This window comes from Anaerocolumna sp. AGMB13020 (assembly GCF_033100115.1).
Taxonomy (GTDB): domain Bacteria; phylum Bacillota; class Clostridia; order Lachnospirales; family Lachnospiraceae; genus Anaerocolumna.
In genome coordinates, this window is sequence record NZ_CP136910.1 from 5,400,924 (window position 1) to 5,414,392 (window position 13,469).

At 40.2% G+C, this 13,469-nt stretch carries 10 protein-coding genes; all 10 read left to right on the forward strand.

The genetic code is table 11. The annotated features are described in order from the left end of the window. Positions 1-2: 2 nt before the first annotated feature. Positions 3-2,360 (forward strand): cell division FtsA domain-containing protein, encoded by a 2,358-nt coding sequence (locus tag R2R35_RS22710; protein WP_317732131.1) that lies wholly within the window; start codon positions 3-5, stop codon positions 2,358-2,360. 244 nt (positions 2,361-2,604) lie between these two features. Further along, positions 2,605-3,414, forward strand: a complete 810-nt coding sequence (locus tag R2R35_RS22715; protein ID WP_317732132.1) for an MBL fold metallo-hydrolase — start codon at positions 2,605-2,607, stop codon at positions 3,412-3,414. Between the two features lie 211 nt (positions 3,415-3,625). Then, the gene (locus tag R2R35_RS22720) at positions 3,626-3,898 is read left to right on the forward strand and encodes an ACT domain-containing protein (protein ID WP_033166676.1); all 273 of its coding nucleotides are present in this window, start codon (positions 3,626-3,628) and stop codon (positions 3,896-3,898) included. 179 nt (positions 3,899-4,077) lie between these two features. Further along, on the forward strand, positions 4,078-5,442 hold the full coding sequence (locus tag R2R35_RS22725) for a PFL family protein (RefSeq protein ID WP_317732133.1): 1,365 nt from the start codon (positions 4,078-4,080) through the stop codon (positions 5,440-5,442). Between the two features lie 82 nt (positions 5,443-5,524). After that, positions 5,525-6,982 (forward strand): aminoacyl-histidine dipeptidase, encoded by a 1,458-nt coding sequence (locus R2R35_RS22730; RefSeq protein ID WP_317732134.1) that lies wholly within the window; start codon positions 5,525-5,527, stop codon positions 6,980-6,982. Next, entirely contained in the window at positions 6,979-8,175 is a 1,197-nt protein-coding gene (locus R2R35_RS22735; protein WP_317732135.1) for a CapA family protein, read from the forward strand. The genes R2R35_RS22730 and R2R35_RS22735 overlap by 4 nt, the downstream gene beginning before the upstream one ends. Before the next feature lie 94 nt (positions 8,176-8,269). After that, positions 8,270-9,511 (forward strand): LCP family protein, encoded by a 1,242-nt coding sequence (locus tag R2R35_RS22740; RefSeq protein ID WP_317732136.1) that lies wholly within the window; start codon positions 8,270-8,272, stop codon positions 9,509-9,511. Between the two features lie 129 nt (positions 9,512-9,640). Then, positions 9,641-10,693: a M23 family metallopeptidase gene (locus R2R35_RS22745; protein ID WP_317732137.1), complete on the forward strand. Its 1,053-nt coding sequence runs from the start codon at positions 9,641-9,643 to the stop codon at positions 10,691-10,693. 306 nt (positions 10,694-10,999) lie between these two features. Continuing rightward, positions 11,000-11,803 carry a GTP pyrophosphokinase gene (locus R2R35_RS22750; RefSeq protein ID WP_033166672.1) on the forward strand — a complete coding sequence of 268 codons (804 nt, stop codon included), beginning with the start codon at positions 11,000-11,002 and terminating at the stop codon, positions 11,801-11,803. A 143-nt stretch (positions 11,804-11,946) separates the two neighbouring features. Continuing rightward, positions 11,947-13,368, forward strand: coding sequence for an RsmB/NOP family class I SAM-dependent RNA methyltransferase (locus tag R2R35_RS22755; RefSeq protein ID WP_317732138.1), 1,422 nt, complete (start codon positions 11,947-11,949; stop codon positions 13,366-13,368). Positions 13,369-13,469: the final 101 nt, after the last annotated feature.

Consider the following 13,469-nt stretch of genomic DNA (forward strand, 5'->3'; position numbering starts at 1 on the left):
GAATGGTAAACAAAAGATACCCGGAGCATTTGGTGTTTGGATTGGATATCGGAACCAGAAGTATTGTGGGAACGGTGGGCTATAAGGATGCAGAGCAATTTATAGTTGTAGCTCAGTGTGTCAAAGAGCACGAAACCAGAGCCATGCTAGATGGGCAGATTCATGATATAACGAAAGTTGCAGAAACCATCGAAGGAGTGAAACAGGAACTTGAAGGGCAGATAGGCAGACGTCTTACGGATGTCTGTATCGCTGCAGCTGGTCGTGTGCTAAAGACTCTGACTGTTTCAGCAGAATATGAATTCTCTGCGGAAACCATTGTGAAGGAAGAACACATTCACTCTCTGGATCTGATAGGTGTGGAGAAGGCTTATGATACCTTGCGCCAGGAAATGAAAGAGGAAAAAATCCATTTCTACTGTGTCGGTTATTCCGTGATTCAATATTATTTAAACGGTTATACAATTGGAAAGCTGGAGGGGCATAAAGCAAACCGTATTGGTACAAATCTGATTGCAACCTTTCTCCCCGATGAAGTAATAGACAGCTTGTATGCGGCAGTGGAAAAGGCCGGTTTATATGTTGCAAACTTAACCTTAGAGCCTATAGCTGCTATTAATGTTGCCATTCCGGAAAAATTCCGATTATTAAACATAGCAATGATAGACATTGGAGCGGGGACTTCTGATATTTCCATAACACGAGATGGAAGTATCATAGCCTATGGCATGATTCCAAGAGCAGGAGATGAGATTACGGAGGCAGTTGTCAAAGAATATCTTGTGGATTTTAAAACTGCTGAAGCCATAAAGCTTTCCTGTCTGAAGAAGAAAAAGGTTACATATAAGGATATCATGGGTATTTCCCATAAGTTAACCACCGAAGAGGTAATAGAATCTTTAAAACCGGTTATAGACAGCATGGCCGGCTGCATTGCAGAGAAGATTGTAGAACTAAATGGAGGAAAGCCGGTCAGTGCAGTCTTTGTGGTAGGCGGAGGCGGAAAAGTTCCGGGATTTACCCAGACGCTGGCAGAAAAGTTGGGGCTTAACAAGGACAGAGTGGCACTTCGAGGAGAAGAGGTACTGGGGGATGTAACGTTTCTGCAGGAAAATATCAAGAAAGACCCGCTGCTGGTTACGCCAGTGGGTATATGCCTTAATTTTTATGATCAGAGAAACAATTTTATATTTGTTCAGGTTAACGGCGACAGAGTCAAGCTCTACGATAACAGCAAACTGACCGTTGCAGATGCAGCAATACAGATAGGATTGCCAAATGAGAATCTCTTTCCCAGAAGGGGGAGAGCAGTTGGTTACACCTTAAATGGCAATAAGCGTATGGCCAGAGGAGAACTGGGGGAAGCAGCTCAGATTAAGCTTAACGGAGAAATTGCAGGTTTAAGCAATAGTATAGAACAGAATGATCTGATAGAAATCACTGAATCTACCGTTGGCGAAGATGCCAAAGTTATCGTCGGTGAATTACCTGAGTATAAAAGCAGTATTACATTTACTTTTAATGATACCAGGATTAAATGCCCGAAATTTGCAGAGGTTAATAAAGAACTTGTTACGGAGTTCTATGAGATAAAAGAAGGGGATGCGGTTGAAATCCTTAATTATTATACCTTGAATCAGGTGCTTAAGTTTATGGATATCGAGTATACCGGAACCATCTATATAAATAATATGCCTGCGGCTGAAGAGGAAAAGATATATGAGAATTTTTCTATCAGGTGTGAGATTTACGATTCCCTGGAAGCGAAAAGAGCAGCAGACAGGTTGAATGCAGAGTTTTTTAACAAAGATACCGGAAGTAGTGATATGGATGAAGAGTTTGAGGAGCCGGAGGAAAGCAGCTTAAAAACAGATGTCGGACTGGACACAGCCGCAAGCCTGATAACCGTTGCCAGACTGGAAACAGCCCCAAGCCTTGAAGGACTCGGAAGCCCTGAAGGACCCGGAAGTCTGGAAACAGCCGGAAGCCTGGAAACAGCCCCAGGCTTAAAAGCCGCCACAAACCAGGAAACCGCCGTAAGCCAAAAAACATCCGCAAGCATAGAAATATCTGACCGTAAAGTTAGTACAACTGCAGACAAAGAAGAAGAACTTTTAAAGGTTGACCCAAACAGTAAGGTCAATACTTCAGAAGAAGAGATCTATATCATTGTTAATAAAGAACCACTTAAGCTCTCCGGCAAAAAGCAATACATCTTTGTTGATATTTTAGATTTCTATGCTTTTGATTTATCAAAGGCTGGAGGCTCAGAACTGATCATTACCTTAAATGGAGAAAAAACAGAATTTACGGCACCTCTTAAAGAGAAGGATATTGTTGAACTTTACTGGATGAAATAATTTTATTGACAAACCGGTTAGAATAAGGGATACTTTTCATGAGTTAAAGTTAATAATCGTGATTATGATAGACTAATTATGCAGAAATTCCAATTATAATGAAATATTATACATTAATTAAAGAAAAAACTGTAGAAAAATGCATAAAGGGTGAACACGAAACTTATATAGAAAAAAGTTATAAAACCACAAAGCAATTCCTTCCATTTCCGAATAAAGCATGTGGGACAGAATGGAGCAAATTATGAAGTTATGCAGTTTATCAAGCGGCAGCAGCGGAAATTGTACCTACGTTGGCAGCGGTCATGCCAATATCTTAGTAGATGCAGGAATCAGCGGAAAGAGAATTGAATACGGCTTAAACTGTATAGAAATCAAACCGGCTGACTTAGAGGGAATATTAGTAACCCATGAACATTCGGATCATATTCAAGGCATCGGCGTAATGGCAAGACGTTATCACACACCGATTTATGGGACAAAAGAGACACTGCAGGCAATTCGCCGTATCAAGAGTATGGGAGAGATTCCGGAGGAACTGCTGCGTCCTGTTTTGCCGGATGAAGGGTTTTATATAAATGATATTTATGTGGAGCCTTTTGCGACTTCTCATGATGCCGTTAATCCGGTGTGCTATACCTTTACAGCAGAGGGACATAAGATAGGTATGGCCACAGACCTTGGAGTATATGATGATTATATCATCTCAAGGCTTTCCGGCTCTGAAATACTTCTTATGGAAGCCAATCATGATGAAAATATGCTGCTGACAGGTGCATATCCTTATCATTTGAAACAGAGAATCTTAGGCAACAGAGGGCATCTTTCCAACGAGAATTCAGGAAGGCTTCTGGCCAGAATATTACATGAGAAAATCAAATATATTACCCTGGCTCATTTAAGCAAAGAGAATAATTTTGAAGATCTTGCTTATGAGACCGTTAGAATTGAATTAAATAAGGCAATAGCGGATACGGCATTGACATTAAAGACAGATTCCCTATTAAGTGTAGCAAAAAGGGATATTCCCTCAGAAATGCTCTGTACCGGCTAGTGGTATCAGCACTGCCTTGCAGGCAGAATATTTGCCGCAAATTACAAGCCACTTATTAAGCAACATAAACAGCTGAAAATATGAGATTGAAAGTGCATTTGCACACAAGGTTATTCGATGTCCTGATTATATGAGGTACAATTGGCACATAAATGGGATATTTCAACATTTTGATTTTTAAGTGTGCTAAAGCACACAGATGGGAGCTAATATGAAGAAGACAATTATATCTGTTGTAGGAAAAGACCAAGTTGGAATTATTGCAAAAGTTTGTACTTATCTCGCAGGAAATAAAATCAATATAATGGATATTTCCCAGACGATCGTTCAGGGGTATTTTAATATGATGATGATTGTGGATGCCAATGAAGCAACGAAAAGCTTTGACATAATAGCCACAGAACTTGAGGAGTTGGGACAGGAAATCGGTGTTGTCATCAAAGCGCAGCATGAAGATATCTTCAACATGATGCACAGACTGTAAGTTGGATACATTTTGCAACACATGCTGTACCTGACGGGTCCAATATTTAGAAAGACCAGGCAGTACACACCTTATGGTTGAAAGAAAATAATTGCCAAGAAAGGATGCCGCAAACCAATTTTTTCAACCTCATAACAAGTGGCAATGCTGCAGACAGCCTGCGGCAGGAAAATAAAATTATGATCGATATTAACGAGGTTATTGAAACCAATAAAATGATAGAGCAGGAGAATCTGGATGTCAGAACCATAACCCTAGGTATAAGCCTGTTGGATTGCGCTGATAATAATCTGGAGGTATTAAATCAGAAAATCTATGATAAAATAACAACGGTGGCAAAGGATCTGGTAGCTACAGGGAAAGCAATAGAGAGAGAATTTGGTATCCCTATTGTAAACAAGAGAATATCAGTAACTCCCATTGCTTTGGTGGGCAGCAGTGCCTGCAGGAATCCCGGGGATTATGTAACCATTGCAAAAACCTTGGATCGTGCTGCTACTGCAGTCGGCGTTAATTTTATTGGCGGCTATTCCGCACTGGTGTCGAAAGGAATGTCCACAGGTGACCGAAATCTCATAGAATCCATTCCACAGGCCCTGGCTGAAACAGAGAGGGTTTGCTCCTCTGTCAATGTAGGCTCCACCAAAACCGGAATTGATATGGACGCAGTGAAGCTTCTGGGTGAAATCATCTTAAAAACGGCTGAATATACCAAAGAAAGAGATTCTATCGGTTGTGCAAAGTTGGTAATATTCTGTAATGCACCGGATGATAATCCTTTTATGGCAGGTGCTTTTCATGGTGTAACAGAAGGGGATGCCATTATAAATGTAGGTGTAAGCGGACCGGGTGTTGTTAAGAATGCATTGAGTCGTGTCCGAGGCGCTGATTTTGGCACACTGTGTGAAACTGTTAAGACCACAGCCTTTAAAATAACCAGGGTAGGTCAACTGGTAGCGCAGGAAGCCTCCAAAAGATTAAATATTCCTTTTGGAATAATCGACTTATCCCTGGCGCCCACACCAGCTGTTGGTGACAGTATTGCTGAGATCTTTCAGGAAATGGGACTTGAACAGGCAGGAGCACCAGGCACTACTGCAGCTCTTGCTTTGTTAAACGACCAGGTTAAAAAGGGCGGTGTAATGGCTTCCTCTTATGTAGGTGGGTTAAGCGGTGCCTTTATTCCTGTAAGTGAAGACAGAGGAATGATTGAGGCAGTAGAATTAGGTGCATTAACCCTTGAGAAATTGGAAGCTATGACTTGTGTCTGCTCCGTTGGACTGGATATGGTAGCAATACCTGGTGATACGAAAGCAACAACAATATCTGGTATCATAGCAGATGAAATGGCAATTGGAATGATTAATCAGAAGACCACTGCAGTTAGACTTATACCGGTTATTGGAAAAGGTGTGGGCGAAATGGTGGAATTCGGAGGGTTATTAGGTTATGCGCCTGTCATGCCGGTTAACAACTTCAGTTGTGCTGATTTTATTAACAGAGGCGGAAGAATACCAGCCCCTATTCATAGCTTTAAGAATTAATACGTAAGGAAAAGGAATAGATTTTATATAGGAATAAAAGGAATCGAAAGCCGCCCAAAAGGCGGAGGAAAGAGAGGCAGAAATGAACGAAACATTACAAAAGCTTGATTATAAAAAAGTATTTCATTACTTCAGTGAGATTTCAGCAGTGCCAAGAGGATCTAAGTACAATACAGCTATCAGTAATTATCTGGTAGAGCATGCGAAAGCAAAAGGCTATACTTATCGCCAGGATGAGTATGAAAATGTAGTACTGATCAAAGAGGCTACTCCCGGTTATGAGAATGCACCTGCCCTTATACTACAGGGACATATGGATATGGTATGTGAGAAGACCAATGACTGTACCCATGATTTCTTAAAAGAAGGAATTGAACTTTTTGTAGATGGAGATTTCATTCATGCAGACAGAACCACTTTAGGCGGTGATGATGGTATAGCGGTTGCTTATATTCTTGCGTTGTTTGATGATGAGACCTTACAGCATCCAAGACTGGAAGCAATTATAACAACAGATGAAGAAGTAGGCATGGAGGGAGCTATCGGTCTTGATGTTTCTGACTTACAAGGGAAATTACTATTAAACATTGATTCGGAAGAAGAGGGATATCTCCTTACAAGTTCTGCAGGAGGACTTACAGCTACCTGTGAGCTGCCTCTTAAAAGAACGTCTGAAAAAGGGCTCAAAGTAATCCTTACCATATCAGAGTTAAAAGGCGGACATTCGGGAGCAGAGATTCATAAGAATCGTGTAAATGCAACAAAATTAATGGCAAGACTGTTATTTGAACTAAAAGAAGCTATGGGCTTCTATCTGTATGATTTGAACGGCGGCTTGAAAGACAATGCCATTCCAAGAGATGCAAAAGCAGAGATCATTATAGAGGATGATGAATATGATCGATTTACGGATATTATCAATGGGCTGGCAAGTAAATACAAACATGAATATGTGACCAATGAACCGGATTTAACAGTAGGCTATATGAGAGGGGAGGAAGATAAGTATAAAGTTCTTCATCCTACCTCCTTTGAAAAGCTGTTATTCCTGTTGATAAATACGCCCAATGGTGTACAGACAATGAGCAGTGATATACCTGGCCTTGTAGAAAGCTCACTTAACCTTGGTATTTTTCATCTGGAAGAAGAGAAAGCAATCATCTGCTTTTCTGTCCGCAGTTCTGTAAACAGTTATAAGGAATTTCTGAATAAGAAACTTAATTATATCTGTGATTTCCTGGGCGGTGAATATAATGTCAGAAGCCAGTATCCTGCATGGGAATATAAGAAAGATTCTGCTTTAAGAGAATATCTTGCAAAAGTCTATGAGGAAGAATATAAAACAGCACCTAAGTTTGAGGCAATCCATGCTGGTCTTGAATGCAGCTTCTTTGCTGAGAAGATTCCCGGCATAGATATGGTATCCTTAGGGCCTGATATGTGGGATATCCATACACCGAAAGAAAGATTAAGCTTATCCTCTACTATCAGAGTATACAAATATGTTGAAAAAGTAATCGAGGGAATGAAGAATCTATGAGTAAACGCAGAATGTACGGCCTCCTGGCCTTTATCATTTTTACCTTTAGCCTTCTGGCAGTGGTAATTATCTATGAAGTAGGTGATTTTTCATGGAGTAAGGAAGGGAATAATAATTCCATAGTGGGAGACCGGAATTCTGGCAGTGTGGAGAATACAACACCAGTACCAAATCCCTCTGAGCCAGAGGATTCTCAGGTATCAGAGGGTTCTGTTACGGAAGTGCCCAAACCCACAGTCACCGAAGAACCCTGGAAGGATATCACAATGCTGTTTACTGGTGATATCTATTTATCCGATGTTGTAGCTAATACATACAAAGGAAAGGGAATTGAGGCTATAGTGGAAAAAGAGCTTCTTGCCGAGATGCAGAATGCAGATATTACCATGTCAAATCAGGAGTTTGCTTTTAGTACCGGAGGGACGGCAGCAGAGGATAAACAGTATACTTTTCGGGTAAATCCGGATTACATAACTGCTTTTCAGGATATGGGAATTGATATTGTTACTCTTGCCAATAACCATACCATGGATTTTGGACTGACAGCATTAGAAGATTCCTTTGATACCCTTAAAGGTGCAGGAATAGATTATGTTGGTGCAGGAAGCAATCTGTCTGATGCAAGAAAGATCCATTACACCGAAAACCAGGGAAAGACAATAGCTTTTCTGGCTGCGTCAAGAGTGATACCGGTATATGAATGGAATGCAGCTGAAAACAAAGCCGGTTTATTTACCACCTATGATCCGACATTTTTATTGGAGGACATTAAAACTGCCAGCGAAAACAGTGATTATGTGGTTGTTTACCTTCATTGGGGAATTGAGAGAGCCGAATTACCAAAAGATTATCAGCACTCCCTGGCAAAACAATACATAGATGCCGGAGCAGATCTTGTTATCGGCAGCCACCCTCATGTACTTCAGGGAGTGGAATATTATAAGGGAAAACCTATTATATATAGTCTTGGCAACTATATTTTTTACAGCAATATTCAAAGAACGGCAGTGTTAAAAATAACCCTGGATCAAGATATGAATACGAAGGTTCAGCTGCTTCCGGCTAAAGCGGAAAATGCTAGGACGAAATTTTTAAGTGATAAAGAAGAGATTTCGAAATTTTATCAGTACATGGAAAGTATTTCTTTCGGAGTTGGTTTTGATGAGGCTGGTTATGCTTCAGAGTTACAATAACTTAACATTATTTACAAAAGATTTTACAATCAAGGCACCTCATGTTATAATACTCTGTGCCAGTATATGGAAATAAGTAATATAGGAGCCGCATATGCAAAGACCGGGATCAGAAACCGATATTCATGAGGAATCTAAAACAGAAGAGAGAACCAAGGCATCCCAAGAGGAGCACCTTGGAACTAAAATACTTATCAGAAGCCAGGAAGATGAACTGTTAATGGATATCACTGACAGTCTTAAGGAACAGGTAAATGCTGAATTAGACCAGAAAGAAGAGCCTCAGGAAAAGTATAAGAAGAGAAAAGTACTTCGTGTTTTTCTCAGTACTGCCTGTCTGCTGATTGCAGCTATCTTAGTTCTTGTGCTGACACCTTTCGGGCAAGGACTTCTATATAAAGCGGTATCGGTATATGCTTATGGCAAGATGAATCATGCTGATGGCAGCTTGCCGGCAGAGGTGGCAGAGACACCTGCTGCAGAAGTTACTGTTACGCCGACCCTAACGCTGACCCCGGAGCCTGCAAAGCCGGAAGTAAAGCAGATAACCTATAATATACTCCTGTTGGGGGAAGAGGCAATAGATTCCGGAACAGCAAAAGGCAGAACGGATATTATGATGATAGCAACTCTGGATACAGAGGATAAGTGCATCAGACTTACCTCCCTCATGAGGGACATGTTGGTTGACATTCCGGGTTATAAAGAAAATAAACTGAACACGGCATATGAATATGGTGGTGTTCCCCTCTTATACGATACTATCTATCAGAATTTTGGTGTTAAACTGGATGGTTATATGCTGGTTGGATTTGATGCATTTGAAGCAATCATCAATAAATTAGGGGGAGTAACGATTACCCTAACGGATAAAGAAGCGGAATATCTTAATACCACCAATTATATTTCGAAAGAGCAGTATCGAAATGTCTCAGCAGGCAATCAATTACTGAATGGTAATCAGGCGTTAGGTTATTGCAGAGTGCGTTATGTGGCGACCGGTGAGCATGAGCTGAATGATTTTGGCAGGACCTCCAGACAGAGAGTTGTTTTAAACGCCATCTTTGATAAATATAAAACCAAAAGTCTGCCAGAACTGGCTTTAATAGCAAATTCCCTGCTTTCTTATATTACGACTGATCTTACCCAGGAGGAATTTACAGCTTATCTACAGCTACTGGCAGAAGCAAAGAATGGGGAGCTTCAGACTTTGAGAATACCGGCTGACAATACCTTCGAAGAAGGAACAGTTCGTGGTATGTCTGTGCTGATACCTGATAAATATGAAAATAGAAAATTGCTGCAAGGTTTTATAAAGCAAGAATCGAGACAGTAAATTACTGATAATAATATAAGATGTCAAAATTCTGGGTTTGGAATATACTCAGGTTTTGGCATTTTTTATGGAATAGTTTTCTTAGACAGGCATATACTGTTAAGGATGTTTAACGAATCCGGTGATTTTATGAGAGACTATTTCACAAAAAGCAGACTTCATAAGATAAGCGTGGAAAATAAGAGACGTATTAATAAACGTACAAGAAACAGACAATCCTCTACGAAAGTAACAGCCAATGAAATTACGAAAACAAGAGCATTTCCGGCAATCCCTGTTCGAAAGAAATCCAACGGAAATGGAGTTCTTGTAAAGCGGGATGGAACAGTCCTAAGCATTAACAAGATTTGGACCGTGACAATACTTATTATTGTGATTATTCTTTTGTCCAGGATGGTAAGCTTTCTTAATTCCTATTCCTTACAGAAGTCTTATCGGACCATTGTAAGGAATGGATTGGATTACGACTATTTTCGGGATATGCTGCTGCCGGAAGAAATCATAGGTAATATTAATACCGGCTCTTTAAAAAATGATGAACAACAGATTGAGAGATGCTCCGGTTATGCTGCCATTCTGACTCTGTTAAAACAGAATGGTTTAATAAGGGGAGATGAGGTATCTGTTAATAAGGTAAGTTTTTTCAGGGATAAACTAAAGGACTATACTGCTTTTGGGGAATTAACGGATTACTATAAGAGTCTCTTTGCGGATATCAAGTTATTTCCTTTGGATAGAGGAGAAGACAATTCAATAAAATTTACCTTCGGAGATACCTGGAGTGAATTAAGGAATTATGGTGGGAATAGAAGACATGAAGGTACTGATATATTTCCGGAGGAGAATGTCGTTGGTAAATACAGGGTAATCAGCGCGTCTGATGGCGTAGTTGAGAGAATCGGGTGGCTTGAAAAAGGAGGATACCGTGTGGGAATCAGAGCACCTCACGGAGCATATCTGTATTATGCCCATTTAGATTCTTATGCGGAAGGCCTGGAATTGGGTGATAGTGTCAAAGCCGGTGATTTTCTTGGGTTTATGGGAGACAGCGGGTATGGTACAGAAGGCACAAAAGGAATGTTTCCAGTGCATTTACACTTTGGAATGTACATAGATGCGGTACCGGGAGAAATCAGTGTGAATCCTTACAGTACCATTTGCTACCTGGAAGCAAAGCAATAGAGCAGATTGACTGGTCTATTTTATTTCCACAAAGAGGTAGTTTATGATATAATAAAGCGTAGAGAGGAATTTGGAGCTTGCTCCAAAATTCTGACCGGAGCACCAAGACCATGAACAAGCATTACGTTCATGGTATAATAAAGCGTAGAGAGGAATTACTATTTTACAGAGTAATTCTGAAGGCCGTTATAATAATATGTTTTAGTAATCTGAAAGCGTTAAGATGAAAGGTTTTGGGGTTGTTATAACAGGAGGGATAAGGAAGAATCTGAAAGAAGAGGATAACTTATCCGGAAAGAGGTTTTCATGGAAATACAGTTATGGAGAGAAATACTTGATCCTTATGCACTTGCCGTGGAGGAGCTTGTAGTAAAATTCAATCATATAATTGAAGAATACAAGAAGAAGGGGGAATATTCTCCTATTGAGCAGGTCAATGGCAGAGTAAAGACGATTTCCAGTATCTTGGAGAAAGCACAGAAGAAGAGTATTCCGTTGCCGGATATCGAAGAAATGATGGAAGACATTGCAGGTATCCGTATCATTTGCCAGTTTGTGGAGGATATCGAAAAAGTAGTAGAAATCATAAAAAAGCGTACGGATCTTGAGATAAAGAGTGAGAAGGATTATATTAACAATACAAAATCCAGTGGATACAGAAGTTATCATATGATAATTTATTATAAAGTGGAGACATTAAAGGGAACCAAGCAGGTACAGGCAGAGATACAGATCAGAACACTGGCTATGAATTTCTGGGCAACTATTGAGCATTCCCTTCAATATAAGTATAAAGAAAACATGCCGGAACAGATCAGGGCAAGATTAAGCAAAGCAGCTGATGCCATTATATCTCTGGACCAGGAGATGTCCTCTGTTCGGGATGAAATCATGGATGCGCAGAATTCGTTTAAGGTAAAAGCTAACATGGTAGCTGATATCCTGACGAATATACAAAATTTATATAAAGTTGCCAACAAACGTGAAGTTGTTAAGATACAGGATGAATTCTTTCATATTTATGAAACGGGAGATTTGGAGCAATTAGAGCGTTTTAACAGAGAACTGGACAAAATATCAGAGGGTTATCGTGCCCAAAGTTTACGTTAAGTGAAGAGGATTATAAAGAATATACTGAAAAGTAGGACGACCAGAATAACACGATAAATTTTTTAACACGCTTGACATACAGAGAATATAATTCGTTTAAAAGCAATAGATTTACAAGATTGGATATGAAGGAAGAGGTTAACATGAAATTACCACAGACATTTGAAGAACGCATGAGAAGCTTACTGGGAGAGGAGTACGGTGAGTATGAGAAAAGCCTGGAGCAAAAGCATTATAGTGGGCTCAGAGTAAATACTCTTAAAATAACACCGGAGGAATTTGAGAAAATTTCTCCCTTTAAGATAACAAGAATACCCTGGATTAGGAATGGGTATTACTACGATGCAGAGGAGCAACCGGCTAGGCATCCCTACTACTTTGCGGGTCTTTATTATATCCAGGAACCCAGTGCCATGACTCCGGCGAGTCTTTTACCGGTTACCCCGGGAGATAGGGTATTAGACCTTTGTGCTGCCCCGGGAGGGAAAAGTACAGAATTAGGAGCCAGATTACAGGGAAAGGGTCTGTTGGTATCAAATGATATCTCAAATTCCAGGGCGAAAGCTCTGCTAAAGAATATTGAACTTTTTGGAATCCGAAACCCGGTTATCATCAGTGAAGCACCTGGAAAATTAACGGATTATTTTACGGAATATTTTGATAAGATTCTGGTAGATGCGCCATGTTCAGGAGAAGGAATGTTTCGTAAATCTCCGGCAATTATGAAGAATTGGGAACAATATGGGGTTGAGTATTATAACAAACTGCAGAAGGAAATTATCCTGCAGGCAGCCAGAATGTTAAGACCCGGTGGTTATATGCTTTATTCTACTTGTACCTTTTCACCGGAAGAAAATGAAGGAACCATCTCTTATCTGCTGGATCAATATCCGGAATTTCAAGTTGTTGATCCCCTTGTCATGAATACAGGCGCGACTGATGAGAACAGCATGCAGAACTCTTCTGCAGGTCAGGTTTCTTATGAAGGATTTTCACATGGAAGACCTGACTGGGCCGATGGAAGAGAAGAACTTAAAAACTGCATTAGACTTTGGCCCCATAAGATAAAAGGAGAAGGACATTTCATTGCTCTTTTGCGTAAAGGAGAGTCCGAACCGGGACAAGATATGAATAGAGCGGGTAACTCCGTTAAAATAACCAGTGAGACGGAAGAATTTCTTAAGCATGTCCATATTCCCATTCCTACTGAGAATTTGATGACAAAAGAGGACAGGTTATACCTGTTACCGGAAGGTTTACCGGACTTAAAAGGACTTCGACTGCTGCGCCAGGGACTGCTCCTTGGTGAGATGAAGAAAGGGCGTTTTGAGCCAAGTCAGGCTCTGGCAAGTGCTTTGACACCGGGTGACTTTAAAAAAGTAATAGACCTGCCGGGAAATAGTTCAGAAGCTATAAAATACCTAAAATGTGAAACCATTACTGCTGAAACACCTTTTGGGGACGGTTATCACCTGGTTACTGCTGATTCCTATTCTCTTGGTTGGGGAAAGTTATCGGGAAATTCACTTAAGAATAAATATCTGCCTGGCTGGAGATGGATGTAAAGATAAAATTTAGATATAAATGTTGGCACGAGGATAGTATAGGAAAAGGATATAAAAGATTTATATTGTCTTTTAATAAGAAAGTTGTAATTTGAAAGGAA

Excerpts from the sequence above, each read along its gene's own strand:
- R2R35_RS22720 (WP_033166676.1), top strand. The coding sequence starts at position 3,626 with ATGAAGAAGACAATTATATCTGTTGTAGGAAAAGACCAAGTTGGAATT.
- R2R35_RS22745 (WP_317732137.1), top strand. The coding sequence starts at position 9,641 with ATGAGAGACTATTTCACAAAAAGCAGACTTCATAAGATAAGCGTGGAA.
- R2R35_RS22710 (WP_317732131.1), top strand. The coding sequence starts at position 3 with ATGGTAAACAAAAGATACCCGGAGCATTTGGTGTTTGGATTGGATATC.
- R2R35_RS22735 (WP_317732135.1), top strand. The coding sequence starts at position 6,979 with ATGAGTAAACGCAGAATGTACGGCCTCCTGGCCTTTATCATTTTTACC.
- R2R35_RS22715 (WP_317732132.1), top strand. The coding sequence starts at position 2,605 with ATGAAGTTATGCAGTTTATCAAGCGGCAGCAGCGGAAATTGTACCTAC.
- R2R35_RS22740 (WP_317732136.1), top strand. The coding sequence starts at position 8,270 with ATGCAAAGACCGGGATCAGAAACCGATATTCATGAGGAATCTAAAACA.
- R2R35_RS22730 (WP_317732134.1), top strand. The coding sequence starts at position 5,525 with ATGAACGAAACATTACAAAAGCTTGATTATAAAAAAGTATTTCATTAC.
- R2R35_RS22725 (WP_317732133.1), top strand. The coding sequence starts at position 4,078 with ATGATCGATATTAACGAGGTTATTGAAACCAATAAAATGATAGAGCAG.
- R2R35_RS22755 (WP_317732138.1), top strand. The coding sequence starts at position 11,947 with ATGAAATTACCACAGACATTTGAAGAACGCATGAGAAGCTTACTGGGA.
- R2R35_RS22750 (WP_033166672.1), top strand. The coding sequence starts at position 11,000 with ATGGAAATACAGTTATGGAGAGAAATACTTGATCCTTATGCACTTGCC.